Origin of the sequence: Xanthomonas massiliensis (genome assembly GCF_900018785.1) — a bacterium.
Classification (GTDB): domain Bacteria; phylum Pseudomonadota; class Gammaproteobacteria; order Xanthomonadales; family Xanthomonadaceae; genus Xanthomonas_B; species Xanthomonas_B massiliensis.
Genome location: NZ_FCOY01000006.1, coordinates 639,919 through 658,089, shown reverse-complemented (window position 1 = coordinate 658,089; position 18,171 = coordinate 639,919). Strand labels below are relative to the sequence as shown.

At 70.4% G+C, this 18,171-nt stretch carries 15 protein-coding genes; all 15 read left to right on the top strand.

Annotated features, from left to right (window positions below; translation table 11 throughout):
• The first annotated feature begins 120 nt into the window (after positions 1 to 120).
• Entirely contained in the window at positions 121 to 918 is a 798-nt protein-coding gene (gene rpsB, locus BN3794_RS05975) for a 30S ribosomal protein S2 (RefSeq protein WP_066094775.1), read from the top strand.
• Between the two features lie 149 nt (positions 919 to 1,067).
• On the top strand, positions 1,068 to 1,949 hold the full coding sequence (gene tsf / locus BN3794_RS05970) for a translation elongation factor Ts (RefSeq protein ID WP_066094772.1): 882 nt from the start codon (positions 1,068 to 1,070) through the stop codon (positions 1,947 to 1,949).
• A gap of 183 nt (positions 1,950 to 2,132) precedes the next feature.
• The gene (gene pyrH / locus BN3794_RS05965) at positions 2,133 to 2,855 is read left to right on the top strand and encodes a UMP kinase (RefSeq protein WP_066094769.1); all 723 of its coding nucleotides are present in this window, start codon (positions 2,133 to 2,135) and stop codon (positions 2,853 to 2,855) included.
• Positions 2,856 to 2,954: 99 nt separating this feature from the next.
• Positions 2,955 to 3,512 carry a ribosome recycling factor gene (gene frr, locus BN3794_RS05960; protein WP_066094765.1) on the top strand — a complete coding sequence of 186 codons (558 nt, stop codon included), beginning with the start codon at positions 2,955 to 2,957 and terminating at the stop codon, positions 3,510 to 3,512.
• Positions 3,509 to 4,282, top strand: coding sequence for a polyprenyl diphosphate synthase (gene uppS / locus BN3794_RS05955; RefSeq protein ID WP_066097050.1), 774 nt, complete (start codon positions 3,509 to 3,511; stop codon positions 4,280 to 4,282). Before frr ends, uppS begins: the two co-directional genes overlap by 4 nt.
• Positions 4,279 to 5,103, top strand: a complete 825-nt coding sequence (locus BN3794_RS05950; protein WP_066094762.1) for a phosphatidate cytidylyltransferase — start codon at positions 4,279 to 4,281, stop codon at positions 5,101 to 5,103. Before uppS ends, BN3794_RS05950 begins: the two co-directional genes overlap by 4 nt.
• A gap of 2 nt (positions 5,104 to 5,105) precedes the next feature.
• Complete coding sequence (locus tag BN3794_RS05945) at positions 5,106 to 6,299, top strand: 1-deoxy-D-xylulose-5-phosphate reductoisomerase (protein WP_066094759.1); 1,194 nt, start codon at positions 5,106 to 5,108, stop codon at positions 6,297 to 6,299.
• Between the two features lie 23 nt (positions 6,300 to 6,322).
• Positions 6,323 to 7,666: an RIP metalloprotease RseP gene (gene rseP, locus BN3794_RS05940; protein WP_066094757.1), complete on the top strand. Its 1,344-nt coding sequence runs from the start codon at positions 6,323 to 6,325 to the stop codon at positions 7,664 to 7,666.
• 83 nt (positions 7,667 to 7,749) lie between these two features.
• Positions 7,750 to 10,158 (top strand): outer membrane protein assembly factor BamA, encoded by a 2,409-nt coding sequence (gene bamA / locus BN3794_RS05935; protein ID WP_066094754.1) that lies wholly within the window; start codon positions 7,750 to 7,752, stop codon positions 10,156 to 10,158.
• Positions 10,159 to 10,258: 100 nt separating this feature from the next.
• Positions 10,259 to 11,275 (top strand): UDP-3-O-(3-hydroxymyristoyl)glucosamine N-acyltransferase, encoded by a 1,017-nt coding sequence (gene lpxD / locus BN3794_RS05930; RefSeq protein ID WP_066094751.1) that lies wholly within the window; start codon positions 10,259 to 10,261, stop codon positions 11,273 to 11,275.
• Positions 11,276 to 11,283: 8 nt separating this feature from the next.
• The gene (gene fabZ, locus BN3794_RS05925; RefSeq protein ID WP_066094748.1) at positions 11,284 to 11,736 is read left to right on the top strand and encodes a 3-hydroxyacyl-ACP dehydratase FabZ; all 453 of its coding nucleotides are present in this window, start codon (positions 11,284 to 11,286) and stop codon (positions 11,734 to 11,736) included.
• A 2-nt stretch (positions 11,737 to 11,738) separates the two neighbouring features.
• A complete protein-coding gene (gene lpxA / locus BN3794_RS05920) occupies positions 11,739 to 12,524 on the top strand; it encodes an acyl-ACP--UDP-N-acetylglucosamine O-acyltransferase (RefSeq protein WP_066094745.1) in 786 nt (261 codons plus the stop codon).
• A complete protein-coding gene (lpxB, locus tag BN3794_RS05915; RefSeq protein WP_425476697.1) occupies positions 12,521 to 13,792 on the top strand; it encodes a lipid-A-disaccharide synthase in 1,272 nt (423 codons plus the stop codon). Before lpxA ends, lpxB begins: the two co-directional genes overlap by 4 nt.
• Positions 13,793 to 13,795: 3 nt before the next feature.
• The gene (locus BN3794_RS05910; protein ID WP_066094742.1) at positions 13,796 to 14,497 is read left to right on the top strand and encodes a ribonuclease HII; all 702 of its coding nucleotides are present in this window, start codon (positions 13,796 to 13,798) and stop codon (positions 14,495 to 14,497) included.
• Positions 14,498 to 14,574: 77 nt separating this feature from the next.
• Entirely contained in the window at positions 14,575 to 18,156 is a 3,582-nt protein-coding gene (dnaE, locus tag BN3794_RS05905; RefSeq protein ID WP_066094739.1) for a DNA polymerase III subunit alpha, read from the top strand.
• Positions 18,157 to 18,171 lie beyond the last annotated feature (15 nt).

The window sequence follows — 18,171 nt, the reverse complement described above, 5'->3', positions numbered from 1 at the left end:
CCCGGAATTGCGTGCGCCGCCCCGCGCGAGTCTTCTCGCCCCGGCCCGCACACCCACGACGCACGGCGCCCGAGACGACGGCCGCGCGCGAGGCGATTCCACCATCGCAGGAGTATTGCAATGCCCCAGATCACCATGCGCCAGATGCTGGAAGCCGGCGTCCACTTCGGCCACCAGACCCGCTACTGGAACCCCAAGATGGCTCCGTACATCTTCGGCGCCCGCGGCAAGATCCACATCATCAACCTCGAGAAGACCGTGCCGGCCTTCAACGACGCGATGAACTTCCTGTCCGGCGTGGCCCAGAAGCGCGGCACCATCCTGTTCGTCGGCACCAAGCGCAGCGCGCGCGAGGCGATCAAGGAAGAGGCCGAGCGTTGCGGCATGCCGTTCATGACCCAGCGCTGGCTGGGCGGCACCCTGACCAACTTCGCCACCGTGAAGAAGTCGGTCGCCCGCCTGAAGGAGCTCGAGGCCGCCGAGACCGACGGTACCTTCGACAAGCTGGTCAAGCACGAGGTGCTGTCGCTGCGCCGCGAGCGCGACAAGCTGGAGGCCTCGCTGGGCGGCATCAAGGAGATGAACCGCCTGCCCGACGCCCTGTTCGTGATCGACATCGGCCACGAGGACATCGCCGTCAAGGAAGCCAAGAAGCTGGGCATCCCGGTCGTGGCCGTGGTCGATACCAACTACGATCCGGAGCTGGTGGACTACGCGATCCCGGGCAACGACGACGCCATCCGCGCCGTGCAGCTGTACGCCCGCGCCGCCGCCGATGCCGTGCTGGAAGGCAAGGCCGCCACGCCGAACGCCGCCACGGTGACCGAGGAAGAGTTCGCCGAGGCCGGCAGCGAGGACGACAAGGCGCCCCGCCGCGCCCCGAAGAAGGGCAAGAAGGCCGAAGAAGCCGCCGAATAAGGCGTCATCGGCCTGCCATGCGGCCATGCGACAAGGCATGGCCGCGTCTTTTCCCGCCGTCCGCCGGCGCCGTGTGGCGCCGCGACGCACCCGGGGGCCCGGCCTCCCGGCGACGGGACCAATTCCGCTATATCCGAGGTTTTTCAAGCATGGCTGAGATCACTGCTTCCCTGGTCAAGGAACTGCGCGAGCGCACCGGCGCCGGCATGATGGAGTGCAAGAAGGCGCTCACCGAGAACAACGGCGACATCGACGCGGCGGCCGAGTCGCTGCGCAAGTCGGGCCTGGCCAAGGCCGACAAGAAGGCCAGCCGGGTGACGGCCGAGGGCCGCATCGTCAGCGCCCAGGACGGCGGCAAGGCGGTGCTGGTCGAGGTCAACTCCGAGACCGACTTCGTCGCCAACGACGGCAACTTCAAGGCCTTCGCCGATGCCGTCGCCGCGGCCGCCCTGGCCTCCGGCGCCGACGACATCGACGCCCTGAAGGCCGCCAAGCTGCCCTCCGGCGAGACCGTCGAGGAAGCCCGCGCCGCCGTCATCGCCAAGGTCGGCGAGAACGTGCAGGTGCGCCGCCTGGTGCGCGTGGAGACCAGCGGCGTCGTCGGCGCCTACGTGCACGGCGGCAAGATCGGCGTGCTGGTCGAGCTCAACGGCAGCGACGCCGAGCTGGCCCGCGGCCTGGCCATGCACGTGGCGGCGATGAACCCGCCCTACAACAAGGCGGCCGACGTGCCGGCTGAGTTCCTGGAGAAGGAAAAGGAAATCGCCCTGGCGCAGATGTCTGACAAGGAAAAGGCCAAGCCGGCCGAGATCCTGGAGAAGATCATCAAGGGCAAGGTCGACAAGATCGTCCACGAGAACACCCTGTACGGCCAGCCGTACGTGCTGGACACCAACCAGACCGTCGAGCAGGTGCTCAAGGCCGCCGGCGCCGACGTGGTCGGCTTCCAGCGCCTGGCCGTGGGCGAAGGCATCGAGAAGGTGGTCGAGGACTATGCCGCGGAAGTGATGAAGCAGGCCGGCCTGGCCTGATCCGTCGCGCCCGTCAGGACAGGAAGGAGGCCGCGCAAGCGGCCTCTTTTCGTTTTACTCCCGAGGCACCCGGAAGCGTGCCCGCACGGGTGGGCCGCGATGCCCGTCGCGGCCGCGGGCCACGGCCTATGGCCGCCCCTTTTGGTCTAGAATTCCCGGCGTTTGTCCACTGCCGAGGTCCCCATGTCCCAGCTCGCCTATCGCCGCATCCTGCTCAAACTGTCCGGCGAGGCGCTGATGGGGGACGAGGACTACGGCATCGACCCGAAGGTCATCCACCGCCTGGCCCACGAGATCATCGAGGTCCAGGAGGCCGGCGCCGAGATCGCCCTGGTGATCGGCGGCGGCAACATCTTCCGCGGCGCCGGCCTGGCCGCCGGCGGCATGGACCGGGTGACCGGCGACCAGATGGGCATGCTGGCCACGGTGATCAACGCCCTGGCCATGCAGGACGCGCTGGAGAAGCTCGGCGCCAAGGTGCGGGTGATGAGCGCGCTGAAGATCAACGACGTGTGCGAGGACTTCATCCGCCGCCGCGCCATCCGCCACCTGGAGAAGGGCCGCATCGCGATCTTCGCCGCCGGCACCGGCAACCCGTTCTTCACCACCGATTCCGGCGCCGCCCTGCGCGCCATCGAGATCGGCGCGGACCTGCTGCTCAAGGCCACCAAGGTCGACGGCGTGTACGACAAGGATCCGAAGAAGCACGCCGACGCGGTGCGCTTCGACTCGCTGACCTACGACGAGGTGATCCGGCGCGGGCTGGAGGTCATGGACACCGCGGCCTTCGCCCTGGCGCGCGACAGCGACCTGCCGCTGCGCATCTTCGACATGGGCCATGCCGGCGAGCTGCTGCGCATCCTGCGCGGGGAGAACATCGGCACCCTGGTCAAGGGCCGCGGCTGAACCCGGCCTGCGGGCAGGCACGCGCCCGCGCGCAGGGGCCAAGCCGGCGCCGGGCCCGGCTATAATCGTCCGATTCTGCAACAGCCCAGGATTCCGGCGATGCTCAACGACATCAAACAAGACGCACAGGCCCGCATGACCAAGAGCATCGAGGCGCTGCGCCATTCGCTGGTGAAGGTGCGCACCGGCCGCGCTTCCACCGGCCTGGTCGATTCCCTGCGGGTGAGCGCCTACGGCGGCGACGTGCCGCTGTCCCAGGTCGCCTCGGTCGCCGTCGGCGACGCCCGCTCGCTGGTGATCACGCCGTGGGACCGCGCCATGGTCGGGGTGATCGAGAAGGCCATTCTGGCCTCCGACCTGGGCCTGACCCCGAACACCGCCGGCACCACCATCCGCCTGAACCTGCCGGCCCTGACCGAGGAGCGCCGCCGCGAGCTGGCCAAGGTGGTCGCCGCCGAGGGCGAGGACACCAAGGTCGCCATCCGCAACATCCGCCGCGATGCCAACCAGCAGGTCAAGGACCTGCTCAAGGACAAGGCCGTCACCGAGGACGAGGTACGCCGCTCCGAGGACGAGATCCAGAAGATCACCGACAAGGCGATCAAGGACGTGGACGACGTGGTCAAGGCCAAGGAACAGGAGCTGATGGCGGTCTGAACCCCGGGCCGTCGTCCATGTCCGCAGTGTCTTCCCTGCCCCGCCACGTCGCCATCGTCATGGACGGCAACGGCCGCTGGGCGCAGCAGCGCCGGCGTCCGCGCGCCATCGGCCATCGCGCCGGCGCGCGCGCGGTCAACCGCACCATCGACTTCTGCCTGGAACGCGGCGTGGAGGTGCTGACCCTGTTCGCGTTCTCCAGCGAGAACTGGGGCCGGCCGGCCGGCGAGGTCGACGCGCTGATGAAGCTGTTCCTGGGGGCGCTGGACCGCGAGGTCGACGACCTGGCCCGGCGCGGCGTGCGCATCCGCTTCATCGGCGAACGCGAGCGCTTCGCGGCGGACATCGTCCAGCGCATGGACCGGGCCGAGCGCACCACCGCGGCCAACGCCGCGCTGAACCTGGTCATCGCCGCCAGCTACGGCGGCCGCCAGGACATCGCCCAGGCCGCGCGCAGCCTGGCCCGCGACGTGGCCGCCGGCCGCCTGGCCCTGGACGCCATCGACGAGGAGGCGGTCGCCGCGCGCGTGGCCCTGGCCGACCTGCCCGCCCCGGACCTGTTCATCCGCACCGGCGGCGACATGCGCATCAGCAACTTCCTGCTGTGGCAGCTCGCCTACGCCGAACTCTGGTTCACCCCGGCCTTGTGGCCCGACGTCGATGCGACCATCCTGCAGCAGGCGCTGGACGCATTCGCCCGCCGCGAACGCCGCTTCGGCCTGACCAGCGAACAGATCGCCGCCCAGGCGACGGAGACCCCTTCCGCATGACCCGTACCCGCGTCATCGCCGCGCTGATCATGGCGCCGGCCGCCATCTGCGCGATCCTGCTGCTGCCCTCGGCCTGGCTGGCCGCGCTGTCGGCGATCGTGTTCCTGACGGGCCTGTGGGAGTGGCTGAAGCTCTCCGGCGTCGCCGACAGCCTGCAACGCACCGTACTGCTGACCCTGAACGTGCTGCTGATGGTGCTGCTGGTATGGGGCGATGCCGGCTCGCTGGTACTGCTGCAGCTCACCACGCTGGTCGGGATCGGCTGGTGGCTGCTGGCCGCGGCCTGGCTGCGCCACTACGAATTCGGGGCCGTGCCCACGCCTGCCTCGCGGATCTGCAAGCTGGTCGCCGGCACGCTGGCGATCGTGCCGGCCTGGACCGCCCTGCTGGTGCTGCATGCCGACCCGCACAACGGCCCGCGCTGGCTGCTGACCGCGCTGACCATCGTCTGGGCGGCCGACTCGGGCGCCTACTTCACCGGCAAGCACTGGGGACGGCGCAAGCTCGCCCCGCGCATCAGCCCCAACAAGACCTGGGCCGGCGTCGGCGGCGGCCTCGTCGCCGGCCTGCTGGCCGCGCTGCTGTTCGGCTGGATCGCCGGCGTGGCCCTGCCCAAGGTACCGGCGCTGCTGCTGACGGCGGCGGTGACCGTGGCCGCCTCGGTGCTGGGCGACCTGTTCGAGAGCCTGGTCAAGCGCCATGCCGGGGCCAAGGATTCCAGCCACCTGATCCCCGGCCACGGCGGCGTGCTCGACCGCGTCGACGGCGTGCTGGCCGCCCTGCCGGTGTTCGCCATCGGCAAGGAAATCCTCGGGTTCTGACCATGTCCGAGCAACCCGCCATGCGCCGCGTCGCGGTCCTGGGTGCCACCGGCTCCATCGGCGGCTCGGCGCTGGACGTGATCGCCCGCCATCCCGGGCGCCTGCAGGCCACGGTGCTGGCCGCCGGCCACAACGTGGAGGCGCTGCTGGCCCTGTGCCGGCGCCATCGTCCCGTGCACGCCGCGATCGCCGACGAGGCGCTGTTCGCCGCCCTGCGCGACGGCCTGCGCGAGGCCGGGCTGCCGACCCGGCCCCATGCCGGGGCCGCCGCGATCGAGGCGCTGGCCGCGGGCCCGGAATGCGACACCGTGATCGCGGCCATCGTCGGCGCCGCCGGCCTGCCGTCCACGCTCGCCGCGGCCCGTGCCGGCAAGCGCCTGCTGCTGGCCAACAAGGAATCGCTGGTGCTGGCCGGCGAGCTGCTGATGCGCATGGCCGCCGCCCATGGCTGCGAGATCGTGCCGATCGACAGCGAGCACAACGCCATCTTCCAGTGCCTGCGCTCGAGCCGCTCCAGCGCGGAAGTGCGCAGGATCCTGCTGACCGCCTCGGGCGGCCCGTTCCGCGGCCGTACCCGCGCCGAGCTGGCCGACGTCACCCCGGCCCAGGCGGTGGCGCATCCGCGCTGGTCGATGGGCCCGAAGATCTCGGTGGACTCGGCCACGCTGATGAACAAGGGCCTGGAAGTCATCGAGGCCCACCACCTGTTCGCGATGGAACCGGCGCGCATCGAGGTGGTCGTCCACCCGCAGAGCCTGGTGCACTCGCTGGTCGAGTTCATCGACGGTTCCACATTGGCGCAGCTGGGCCTGCCGGACATGCGCACCACCCTGGCGGTGGGCCTGGGCTGGCCGGAGCGCATCGAATCGGGCGTGGCCGGGCTGGACCTGGTGCGCCAGGGCCGCCTGGACTTCGAGGCCCCGGACACCGAGGCCTTCCCCTGCCTGCGCCTGGCCTGGCAGGCGATGCAGGCCGGCGGCACCGCCCCGGCGGTGCTGAACGCGGCCAACGAAGTGGCCGTTTCAGCCTTTCTTCAGGGCCGGATCGGTTTCCTAGCCATCCCGACGCTGGTCGAATCCACCCTGGCCGCGCTTCCGGCGGCCCCGGCGGAGGACCTGCCGGCCCTGCTGGCGGCCGACGCGCGCGCCCGCCACTTCGCCGAACGTGCCATTGCCTCGCACTCAACCCGCGCCTGATCGCCGCCTGACGGACCACACACATGGGTGATTTCATCGGTTCGGTGTGGTGGATGATCGTCAGCCTCGGCGTGCTGGTCACCTTCCACGAGTTCGGCCACTTCTGGGTGGCGCGCCGCTGCGGGGTCAAGGTGCTGCGCTTCTCGGTGGGCTTCGGCAAGGTGCTGTGGAGCCGCCGCGACCGCCACGGCACCGAGTTCGCCGTCTCCGCGCTGCCGCTCGGCGGCTACGTGAAGATGCTCGACGAGCGCGAGGGCAACGTCCACCCGGCCGAGCGGCCGCTGGCCTTCAACAACAAGTCGGTATGGCAGCGCATCGCCGTGGTCGCCGCCGGGCCGGTGGCCAACCTGGTGCTGTGCGTGGCGCTGCTGTGGGCCATGTTCGTGGTCGGCCGCCAGGACTACTCGGCCACCGTCGGCGACGTGCAGGGCATGGCCGCCGAGGCCGGCCTGCACCCGGGCCAGCGCATCCTCGCCGTGGACGGCCGCAAGGTGTCCAGCTGGAGCGAGGCCAGCATGGCGCTGACCACCGCCGCGATGGACGGCCACGATGCCCGCCTGTCCGTCGAGGACGGCCCGGGCGTGGATGTCGAGCGCGTGCTGCCGCTCTCGCGCCTGCCGCAGGGATTCGACGAGACCCGCGTGCCGACCCTGGCAGGACTCGGCTGGCGCTTCCAGCAGGCGCCGGCCGTGGTCTCCAAGGTCGTGGACGGGGCCCCGGCACAGGGCGTGCTGCGGGCCGGGGACCGCATCGTCGCCATCGACGGCCATCCGGTCGGCGGCGCCGACCAGGTGCAGCCGCTGGTCCAGGTCCTGGGCCAGGCCGGCGGCGGCATGGTCGACGTGATCCGCGATGGCGCGCGCCTGGCGCTGGAGCTGGCGCCGCGCCGCGGCGACGACGGCGCCTGGCAGATCGGCATCGGCATGGCCGCCGGCCCGGCGCCGGCCTACGACGCGCGCATCCAGCACGGCCCGCTGGCCGCGATCCCCGCCGCGTTCAGGGAGACCGGGCGGCTCGCCGGCGACTCGCTGGGCATGATGGGGCGGATGGTCACCGGCCACGCCTCGGTGCGCAACATCTCCGGCCCGGTCACCATCGCCCGGGTCGCCAACGCCTCGGCCGAGCGCGGCCTGGACTGGTTCCTGTACTTCCTGGCGCTGATGTCGCTGAGCCTGGCGATCATCAACCTGATGCCGATCCCGATCTTGGACGGCGGACACCTGCTGTATTACCTTATCGAATTGGTCAAGGGCAGCCCGCTCAGCGAGCGCGCCATGATCGCCGGGCAGTACGTGGGCCTGGCCATCGTGGCGGGCCTGATGGGACTGGCGTTCTACAACGACATCCTCGGCCTGGTCGCACGATGAATCCGGCCATGACAACCCCAGCGCTGTCGTCGTCAAACGCCGGCACTCCCGCAACAGACAAGAACCATCCAACCGGACGTGACATGACGCGATACCCCACCCGCCGCCTGCTTGCCCTCGCTCTTGTCGCCGGTCTGAGTCTGCCGGCCCTCGGCCAGGCGGCGGAACAGCCCTTCGTGGCCAGCGACATCCGCATCGACGGCCTGCAGCGCATCGCCGCCGGCACCGTGTTCACCTACCTGCCCATCGAGCGCGGCGACACCGTGGACGAGGGCAAGGTCGGCCAGGCCATCCGCGCCCTGTACAAGACCGGTTTCTTCGAGGACATCGAGCTGGACCGCCAGGGCGACATCCTGGTGGTCAAGGTCAGGGAGCGCCCGGCCATCAACAAGCTCACGGTGACCGGCAACAAGGACATCAAGAGCGAGGAGCTGCTCAAGGGCCTGAACGACATCGGCCTGAGCGAGGGCGGCACCTTCGACCGCCTCAGCCTGGACCGCGTCACCCAGGAGCTGGTCCGCCAGTACAACAACCGCGGCAAGTACAACGTCCAGATCACCCCGACGGTGAGCCCGCTGGACCGCAACCGCGTGGACGTGGCCATCGCGATCAAGGAAGGCAAGGCCGCCAAGATCCGCCACGTCAACCTGGTCGGCACCGAGAAGTACCTCAACGAGGACATCCTCGACCAGTGGGAGTCCAAGGAGCACAACTGGAAGTCCTGGTACAGCCGCGACGACCAGTACTCCAAGGAGAAGCTCTCCGGCGACCTGGAGAAGCTCAATTCCTGGTACCTGGACCGCGGCTACATCGACTTCAACATCGATTCCACCCAGGTCGCGATCAGTCCCAGCAAGCAGGACATGTTCATCACCGCCGGCGTGACCGAGGGCGAGAAGTACAAGATCTCCGAGATCAAGGTCACCGGCGACACCGTCCTGCCGCAGGAGCAGGTCGAGAAGATGGTGATCCCCAAGGCCGGCGACACCTTCTCGCGGGTGCTGCTGGAGTACAGCTCCGACGCCATCACCAACACCCTGGCCAACATCGGCTACGCCTTCGCCAAGGTGAACCCGATCCCGACCCCGGACCGCGCCAACCACACCGTCGCCATCAACCTGCAGGTCGTGCCCGGCCCGCGCGTGGCGGTGCGCCGCATCCTGTTCAAGGGCAACAACCGCACCTCCGACGAGGTCCTGCGCCGCGAGATGCGCCAGTTCGAGGACACCTGGTACTCGCAGGCCGCGATCGACCGCTCCAAGGTGCGCCTGCAGCGCCTGGGCTACTTCGAGAGCGTGGACGTGCAGTCCCAGCCGGTTCCGGGCAGCAACGACCAGGTCGACGTGGTCTACAACGTCAAGGAAACCACCTCGGGCAGCTTCACCTTCGGCCTGGGCTATTCGCAGACCTACGGCGTGACCACCTCGGTGCAGCTGTCGCAGAACAACTTCCTCGGCGGCGGCAACCGCGTCTCGGTGGAGGCCTCGCGCAGCAGCTACCTGGAGCGCTACGCGTTCTCCTACACCAACCCGTTCTTCACCGACGACGGCGTCTCGCTGGGCTACAACCTGGCCTGGCGCAAGCTGGACTACTCCGACTTCAATACCGCCCAGTACAACAGCACCAACGGCTCGGCGCAGGTGGTGTTCGGCGTGCCGATCACCGAGAACGACGCGTTCTCGCTGATGTTCGGCATCGACAGCAACCAGATCACCACCTACGCCGGTTACACGCCGCAGGCGATCATCGACTACATCAACGCCATGGGCCAGCGCACGTTCCACGCCTGGCGCACCGAGATCGGCTGGGCGCGCGACACGCGCAACGACTACTTCATGCCGACCCGCGGCATGTACCAGCGCATCGGCGTGGAAACCACCCTGCCCGGCTCCACCGCCGAGTACTACAAGGTCAACTACCAGATCTCCAAGTACTGGCCGATCATCCCCTCGCTGGTCATCAACACCCGCTTCGAACTGGGCTACGGCGACGCCTACGGCAAGGACAAGACCCGCGACATCTGCGGCTCGGTCGACGACGGCGCGTATGTCGCCGCCGCCTGCGACGGCACCAACCTGATCCGCACGGTCACCGCCAAGGGGCTGCCGTTCTTCGAGAACTTCTACGCCGGCGGCACCAACTCGGTGCGCGGCTTCGAGGACAACACCCTCGGCCCGCGCTCGGAGGCGACCACCTACTACTACAAGGGCCAGCCGCTGGGCGGCTCGGTGAAGACGGTCGGCTCGATCGAGGCCTACTTCCCGCGCCTGTTCAACAGCCCCTCGGCGCGCATCTCCGCGTTCGTGGACTTCGGCAACGTGTTCGACGGCTGGAGCAACGTCAAGGCCAACGAGCTGCGTGCCTCGACCGGCGTGGCGCTGCTGTGGCGCGCGCCGGTCGGCCCGATCTCGATCAGCTACGCGATCCCGCTCAAGAAGAAGGACGGCGACGAGATCGAGCGCCTGCAGTTCACCTTCGGCGGCCAGTTCTGACCACGGCGGCCGGCGACACCGCATCTCCAGCAGGCCCGGCATGTCCGGGCCTGCTGCATTGCGGGTTCGTGGCATCGGCCGCGCACGGTAGAATCGCGCGGTGAATACCGACACCCTCACCGCCCGCGCGATCGCCGAGCGCTTCGCCCTGCAACTGCAGGGCGACGGCGACACGGTCGTTCGCGGCGTGGCCACCCTCGCCCACGCCGGGCCCGACCAGCTCGGCTTCCTTGCCAATCCCCACTACCGCCACCAGCTCGCCGAGACCCGCGCCGGCGTGGTGGTGGTGCGCGCCGACGACGCGCCGCTGGTGCCGGGCACGGCGCTGGTCGCACGCGACCCGTACTCGGCCTTCGCCCGCATCGCCGCGCTGTTCGACGTGGCCCCGGCGCGTCCGCCCGGCATCCATCCCAGCGCCGTGATCCACCCGCAGGCACGCGTGGCCGCCAGCGCCCACGTCGGGCCCAACGTCGTCGTCGGCGCGCGCAGCACCATCGGCGAAGGCGTCTTCCTCGGCCCGGGCTGCACCATCGGCGAGGACTGCAGCGTCGGCGACGGCTGCGAACTCATCGCCCGCGTCAGCCTGGTGGTGCGCGTGCACCTGGGCGCGCGCGTGCGCATCCACCCCGGGGCCGTGCTCGGCGCCGACGGCTTCGGCCTGGCGATGCAGGACGGCCACTGGATCAAGGTGCCGCAGCTCGGCGGGGTGCGCGTGGGCGACGACTGCGAGATCGGCGCCAACAGCTGCATCGACCGCGGCGCGCTGGAGGACACCGTGCTCGAGGAGGACGTGCGCCTGGACAACCTGGTGCAGGTCGCCCACAACTGCCACGTCGGCGCGCACTCGGCCATGGCCGGGCAGGTCGGCGTGGCCGGCAGCACCCGCATCGGCCGCTATTGCATGTTCGGCGGCCAGGTCGGCATCGCCGGCCACCTGGAAATCTGCGACCGCGTGGTCGTGCTGGGCAAGTCGCTGGTGGGCGGATCGATCCGCGAGCCGGGCGAATACTCGGCCAGCCTGCCGGCGGTCGAAAGCCGCGCCTGGCGCAAGATCGCCGCCCGCCTGCGCCAGCTCGACTCGCTGGCCCGCCGGGTCATCGCCTCCGCATCCAAATAACGAACGACATGACCTCCATCCAACTGCCCGTCACCATCGACCAGATCCGCAAGCTGCTGCCGCACCGCTACCCGTTCCTGCTGATCGACCGCATCATCGAGCTGGAACCGATGCAGCACATCCGCGCCTACAAGAACGTCAGCCAGAACGAGCCGTTCTTCCAGGGCCATTTCCCGGACCGGCCGATCATGCCCGGCGTGCTGATCATCGAGGCGCTGGCCCAGGCCGGCGGCATGATCAACCTGCTCTCGCGCGAGGTGCCGACCATGCGCACGTTCTACATGGCCAAGGTCGAGGGCGCGCGCTTCAGCAAGATGGTCACCCCGGGCGACCGCCTGGACCTGGACGTGACCCTCAAGCGCACCATCCGCAACGTCGCCTTCTATCATGGCGTGGCCACCGTGGACGGCGAGGAAGTCGCCTCCGCCGACGTGGTCTGTGCCGAGGACAACAACTGCTGATCATGGCCGAGACCTCCATCCATCCCACCGCGCACGTCGATCCCGGCGCCCGGCTCGGCGAAGGCGTGCAGATCGGCGCCTTCACCCTGGTCGGCGCGGACGTGGAGATCGGCGACGGCACCCGCATCGGTCCCCACTGCACCATCGACGGCCCCACCCGGATCGGGCGCGACAACCGCTTCGTCGGCCACGCCGCCATCGGCGGCGATCCGCAGGACAAGAAGTACGCCGGCGAACGCACCGAACTGGTGATCGGCGACGGCAACCTGTTCCGCGAGTTCATCACCATCAACCGCGGCACCGGCGGCGGCGGCGGCGTGACCCGCATCGGCGACGACAACTGGATGCTGGCCTACACCCACATCGCCCACGACTGCCTGGTCGGCAACCACTGCATCTTCTCCAACAACACCACGCTGGCCGGCCACGTCCACGTCGAGGACTGGGTGATCATCAGCGGCTTCTCCGGCGCCCACCAGTTCTGCCGCATCGGCGCCCACGCCTTCCTCGGCATGGGCGCGCTGACCAACGGCGACGTGCCGCCGTTCACCATGGTCGGCACCGACGCGCTGGGACGCCCGCGCGGCATCAACAGCGAGGGCCTGCGCCGGCGCGGCTTCGATGCCGAGCGCATCGCCGCGATCAAGCGCGCCTACCGCACCCTGTACGTGGCCGGCCTGCCGCTGGCCGAGGCCAAGCTGCAGCTGGCCGAGCAGGCCAAGGCCAGCGAGGACGTCCGGCGCATGCTCGACTTCATCGAACACGCCGAGAGGCCGCTGCTGCGATGAACGGCGCGAGCCGGGTCCCGGCCGCCAGCACGGGTCCGGACGGCATGCCGCCCGGATCCGCCGCCCCGTCCCCCGGTCCAGGAATTGGGGACCCCGGCACCGGCGCGCCGCGCTTCGTGCTGTGCGCCGGCGAATCCTCCGGCGACCTGCTCGGCGCCGGCCTGATCGAGGGCCTGCGCGAGCGCTGGCCGCAGGCCCGCTTCGCCGGCATCGGCGGCGACGCCATGCGCCGCGCCGGTTGCGAGACCTGGTTCGATGCCAGCGAACTGGCGGTGATGGGCCTGGCCGAGGTGCTGCGCCACCTGCCGCGCCTGCTGCGCCTGCGCCGCGAATTCCGCGAGCGGGCGCTGGCCTGGCGCCCGGACGTGTTCGTCGGCATCGATGCGCCGGACTTCAACCTCGGCGTGGAACGCTGGCTCAAGCAGCGCGGCGTGCACACCGTGCACTACGTCAGCCCGTCGGTGTGGGCCTGGCGCGAGAAGCGCGCCGAGAAGATCGGCGCCAGCGCCGACCGGGTGCTGTGCCTGTTCCCGATGGAACCGCCGATCTACGCACGCCACGGCATCGACGCGCGCTTCGTCGGCCACCCGATGGCCGATGCCATCCCGCTGCGGCCCGACCCGGCGGCCGCGCGCCGGGCGCTGGGCCTGCCCGAGGGCGTGCCGGTGCTGGCCGTGCTGCCCGGCAGCCGCCTCGGCGAGGTCTCGCGCCTGGCCCCGGATTTCCTGCAGGCCGCCTGGCAGGTCTCCGAACGGCTGCGCGACCTGCACGTGGTGATCCCGGCCGCCAACGCCGACTGCCGCGCCCTGCTGGCCGAACGCCTCGCCGGCTCGCCGCTGGCCTCGGCGCGCACCCACCTGCTCGACGGCCAGGGCCGCACCGCCATGGCCGCCGCCGACGTGGTGCTGCTGGCCTCCGGCACCGCCACCCTGGAGGCGATGCTGCTCAAGCGGCCGATGGTGGTGGCCTACCGCGTCTCGGCGGCCACCTACCGCATCGTCAAGGCCCTGGGGTTGATCAAGGTGGACCGCTTCGCCCTGCCCAACCTGCTGGCCGGGCGCGACCTGGTGCCGGAGCTGATCCAGCACGCATGCACGCCCGAACGGCTCGCCGCCGCGGTGCTGCACTGGTTCGAGCATCCCGAGGCGGTGGCCGCGCTGCAGCCGGCCTACCGGCGCGTGCACGAGGAACTGCGGCGCGATGCCTCGCGCCAGGCCGCCGCGGCGGTGGCCGAACTGGTGGGGCCGCCGGCCGGGGCAGGCGCGTAGGCCATGCGTGCCTCACGTTCCCCGGCGCGGGCGCCGCGCCCGCAGCCCTCGCTGTTCGCCGAGGCGCACTCGCCCGTGCCCGGTTGCCCGCCGCTGTGCGCCGGAGTTGACGAGGCCGGCTGCGGGCCGCTGGCCGGCCCGGTGGCGGTGGCGGCGGTGGTGTTCGACCCGGCGCGGCCGCGCATCAACGGCCTGGACGATTCCAAGCAGCTCAGCCCGGCGCGCCGCGAGGTGCTGTACGAGCGCATCGTCGAGCGCGCCCTGGCCTGGCAGGTGGTCCTGGTCGAGGCCGCCGAGATCGACCGCATCAACATCTACCAGGCGCGCGTGCTGGGCATGCGCCGGGCGGTGGAAGGGGTGGCCCATGTCGCCGGGTTCGCCCGCATCGACGGCAACTTCGTGCCCAAGGGCCTGCCCTGCCCGGCCGAGGCGCTGATCGGCGGGGATGGCCTGGACCGGGCGATCATGGCCGCCTCGATCGTGGCCAAGGTCACTCGCGACCGCATCATGCTGCAGTTGCACGAGCGCTATCCCGGCTACGGCTTCGACGCCCACAAGGGCTACTCCACGCCGGTCCACCTGGCCGCGCTGGCGCGCCTGGGGCCCTGTCCGGAGCACCGCCGCAGCTTCGCCCCGGTGCGCCGCGCGCTCGGCCTGGAGGTCCCGGAAGAGGTCGTGCTGCCGCTGCAGGGCACGCTGGCCTGAGCCGCACGGCGCGGCTGTCAAGCCTTGTCCCCTCCGGGAGCGGGGGCTAACCTGCCCGGTCATCGCACTGGCCCGGCATGTCCACCACGTCCCGCTTCGTCCATCTCCACGTCCACACCGAGTACTCGATGGTGGACTCGACCATCCGCGTGCCCGAGAAACCGGACTACGCCGACCCGGCCAAGGCCAAGCGGCCCAACCTGGTCAGCCGCGCGGTCGAGCTCGGCCTGCCGGCGCTGGCCGTCACCGACCTGAACAACCTGTTCGCGCTGGTGAAGTTCTACAAGGCCGCGCAGGCGGTGGGCATCAAGCCGATCGCCGGCGCCGACCTGCTGGTGGCCGACGGCGACGAGGCGCCGTGGAAGCTGACCGTGCTGTGCCGCAACCGCGAGGGCTACCTGAGCCTGTCGCGCCTGCTCACCCGCGCCTGGCTGGAGGGCCAGCGCAACGAGGGCGGCGTGGCGGTGCAGGCGCAGTGGCTGCGCGAGGGCCATGCCGACCTGTTCGCCCTGGCCGGGCGCGAGAGCCTGGCCGGACGGCTGTTCGCCGACGGTCGCCACGAGCTGGCCGAGCAGCACCTGGCCGACTGGCAGAAGCTGTTCGGCGACGGCCTGCACCTGGAGCTGACCCGTACCGGCCGCGACGGCGAGGAAGCGTTCAACCAGTTCGCGCTGCACGCCGCCGGCCTCCGCGGGCTGCCGGTGATCGCCAGCAACGACGTGCGCTTCCTGTCGCCGGAAGGCTTCGACGCCCACGAGGCGCGCGTATGCATCGCCTCCGGGCGCGTGCTCGACGACCCCAAGCGCCCGCGCGAATACAGCCGCGAGCAGTACCTGAAGTCGCAGCAGGACATGGTCGAGCTGTTCGCCGACATCCCCGACGCGATCGACAACACCGCCGCCCTGGCCCAGCGCTGCAACATCGAGATGCGCCTGGGCACCTACTTCCTGCCGCAGTATCCGGTGCCCGACGAGGAGACCCTGGACAGCTGGATCGTGCGCCAGGCCAGCGAGGGCCTGGAGCAGCGCCTGGCCACCCATCCGCTGGCGCCGGGCAAGACCCGCCAGGACTACGTCGACCGGCTCAAGTTCGAGCTGGACACCATCATCAAGATGGGCTTCCCCGGCTACTTCCTGATCGTCTCGGACTTCATCAAGTGGGGCAAGGCGCACGACATCCCGATCGGCCCGGGCCGCGGTTCCGGCGCCGGCTCGCTGGTGGCCTGGGCGCTGAAGATCACCGACCTGGACCCGCTGCCGTACAACCTGCTGTTCGAGCGCTTCCTCAACCCCGAGCGCGTGTCCATGCCCGACTTCGACGTCGACTTCTGCATGGACCGGCGCGACGAGGTGATCGACTACGTCGCCCGCAAGTACGGCCGCGACAAGGTCAGCCAGATCGTCACCTACGGCACCATGGCGGCCAAGGCGGTGGTGCGCGACTGCGGCCGCGTGCTCGGCTTCCCGTACGGCTTCGTCGACGGCGTGGCCAAGCTGATCCCCAACATCCTGGGCATCACCCTCAAGGACGCGCTGGGCAAGGGCAAGGAAGGCCCGGATTCGGAAATGGCCTCGGCCGACCTGATCGCCCGCTACGGCAGCGAGGACGACGTCCGCGACCTGATCGACCTGGCGCTGCAGCTGGAGGACCTGACCCGCAACACCGGCAAGCATGCCGGCGGCGTGGTGATCGCGCCGACGCCGCTGAGCGAGTTCTGCCCGCTGTGCGCCGAGCACGACGAAGGCAACCTCGGCAAGAACCCGATCACCCAGTTCGACAAGAACGACGTGGAATCGGTGGGCCTGGTCAAGTTCGACTTCCTCGGCCTGCGCACGCTGACGATCATCGACTGGGCGGTGAAGTCGATCAACCGGCGCATGCAGCGCGAGGGCAAGCCGGCGGTGGACATCAGCGCCATCCCGCTGGACGACGTGGAGGTCTACCGCGACATCTTCGCCGCCGCCAACACCGGCGCGGTGTTCCAGTTCGAATCCTCGGGCATGCGGCGCATGCTCAAGGACGCCCGCCCCGACCGCTTCGAGGACCTGATCGCGCTGGTGTCGCTGTACCGGCCGGGCCCGATGGACCTGATCCCGGACTTCATCGCGCGCAAGCACGGCCAGCAGGAGGTCATCTACCCCGACCCGCGCACCGAGCCGATCCTGGCCGACACCTACGGCATCATGGTGTACCAGGAGCAGGTCATGCAGATGGCGCAGATCGTCGGCGGCTACTCGCTGGGCGGCGCCGACCTGCTGCGCCGCGCGATGGGCAAGAAGGTGCCGGCCGAAATGGCCAAGCACCGCGAGATCTTCCGCGAGGGCGCGGCCAAGGGCGGCGTCGGCCAGGCCAAGGCCGACGAGATCTTCGACCTGATGGAGAAGTTCGCCGGCTACGGCTTCAACAAGTCGCACGCCGCCGCCTACGCCCTGGTCAGCTACCAGACCGCCTGGCTCAAGCGCCACTACCCGGCCGAGTTCATGGCGGCCACGCTGTCCTCGGACATGGACAACACCGACAAGGTGGTGGGCTTCCTGGCCGAGGTGCGCCACCTCGGCCTGGACATGCGCCCGCCGCGGGTCAACGACTCGGCCTGGATGTTCGAGGCCGCCGACGCGCGCACCATCCAGTACGGCCTCGGCGCGATCAAGGGCGTGGGCCGCGGCGCCTGCGAGGCGGTGGCCGAGGAGCGCCGGAGCAACGGCCCCTACACCTCGCTGCTGGACTTCTGCACGCGCACCGCCGCGGCCCGGCTCAACCGCCGCACCCTGGAGGCGATGGTCAATGCCGGCGCGCTGGACGGGCTGGCCAGCAACCGCGCCACCCTGATGGCGCAGCTGCCGGAAGTGCTCAAGGCCACCGAACAGATGGCGCGCGAGCGCGAGGCCGGGCAGAACTCGCTGTTCGGCGACTTCGACGAGGCCACCCCGACCCTTCAGGTGGACCTGCCCGAGTGCCCGGAATGGCCGCTGGGCCAGGTGCTGGCCGGCGAGCGCGAGACCCTGGGCCTGTACCTGAGCGGCCATCCGTTCGACCCCTACCAGGCCGAGGTGAAGGAACTGGTCGGCTGCGACCTGGGCGACCTGGACCGGATCTGGACCTCGCAGCCGTCCGGCGAGAAGCGCGGCTGGCGCCCGGAGGTGCAGGCGATCCTGGCCGGCCTGGTGGTCGGCGTGCGCCGCAAGGGCGACAGCCAGGTGTTCGTGCAGATGGAGGACGGGCGCGGGCGCATCGAATGCAGCGCCTTCGCCGACAACCTGGCCGAGTTCGGCCACCTGCTCACCAAGGACCGCATCCTGGTGGTCAAGGGCGGCCTGCGCGAGGACGAGTTCAACGGCGGCTACAGCCTGCGCATCCGCCAGTGCTGGGACTACGAGCAGATCTGCGCCGAGAACGCCCAGCGGCTGATGCTGCGCCTGGACCTGCGCGGCGAACGCGCCTGGCCGCGGATCGAGGCGCTGCTGGCGCGCCACCGGCCCGGCCGCACGCCGCTGCGCCTGGACCTGCTGCTGGACTCCCCGCACGGCGGGGTGGCCGGCATGATCGACCTGGGCGGCGAGCACGCCGTGCGCATCGCCCCGCCGCTGATCGAGGCCCTGCGCGCGGACCCGGCCGTGCGCACGCTCAAGGTGAAGTACGCCCCGCCGTGGGCGCACTGAGCCCCGCACGCCCGC

What these genes read in the sequence shown, in the direction of transcription:
- rseP (WP_066094757.1), top strand. Translation starts at nt 6,323, where the DNA reads ATGGGTGATTTCATCGGTTCGGTGTGGTGGATGATCGTCAGCCTCGGC.
- BN3794_RS05950 (WP_066094762.1), top strand. Translation starts at nt 4,279, where the DNA reads ATGACCCGTACCCGCGTCATCGCCGCGCTGATCATGGCGCCGGCCGCC.
- lpxB (WP_425476697.1), top strand. Translation starts at nt 12,521, where the DNA reads ATGAACGGCGCGAGCCGGGTCCCGGCCGCCAGCACGGGTCCGGACGGC.
- frr (WP_066094765.1), top strand. Translation starts at nt 2,955, where the DNA reads ATGCTCAACGACATCAAACAAGACGCACAGGCCCGCATGACCAAGAGC.
- bamA (WP_066094754.1), top strand. Translation starts at nt 7,750, where the DNA reads ATGACGCGATACCCCACCCGCCGCCTGCTTGCCCTCGCTCTTGTCGCC.
- fabZ (WP_066094748.1), top strand. Translation starts at nt 11,284, where the DNA reads ATGACCTCCATCCAACTGCCCGTCACCATCGACCAGATCCGCAAGCTG.
- tsf (WP_066094772.1), top strand. Translation starts at nt 1,068, where the DNA reads ATGGCTGAGATCACTGCTTCCCTGGTCAAGGAACTGCGCGAGCGCACC.
- BN3794_RS05910 (WP_066094742.1), top strand. Translation starts at nt 13,796, where the DNA reads ATGCGTGCCTCACGTTCCCCGGCGCGGGCGCCGCGCCCGCAGCCCTCG.
- dnaE (WP_066094739.1), top strand. Translation starts at nt 14,575, where the DNA reads ATGTCCACCACGTCCCGCTTCGTCCATCTCCACGTCCACACCGAGTAC.
- pyrH (WP_066094769.1), top strand. Translation starts at nt 2,133, where the DNA reads ATGTCCCAGCTCGCCTATCGCCGCATCCTGCTCAAACTGTCCGGCGAG.
- lpxA (WP_066094745.1), top strand. Translation starts at nt 11,739, where the DNA reads ATGGCCGAGACCTCCATCCATCCCACCGCGCACGTCGATCCCGGCGCC.
- BN3794_RS05945 (WP_066094759.1), top strand. Translation starts at nt 5,106, where the DNA reads ATGTCCGAGCAACCCGCCATGCGCCGCGTCGCGGTCCTGGGTGCCACC.
- rpsB (WP_066094775.1), top strand. Translation starts at nt 121, where the DNA reads ATGCCCCAGATCACCATGCGCCAGATGCTGGAAGCCGGCGTCCACTTC.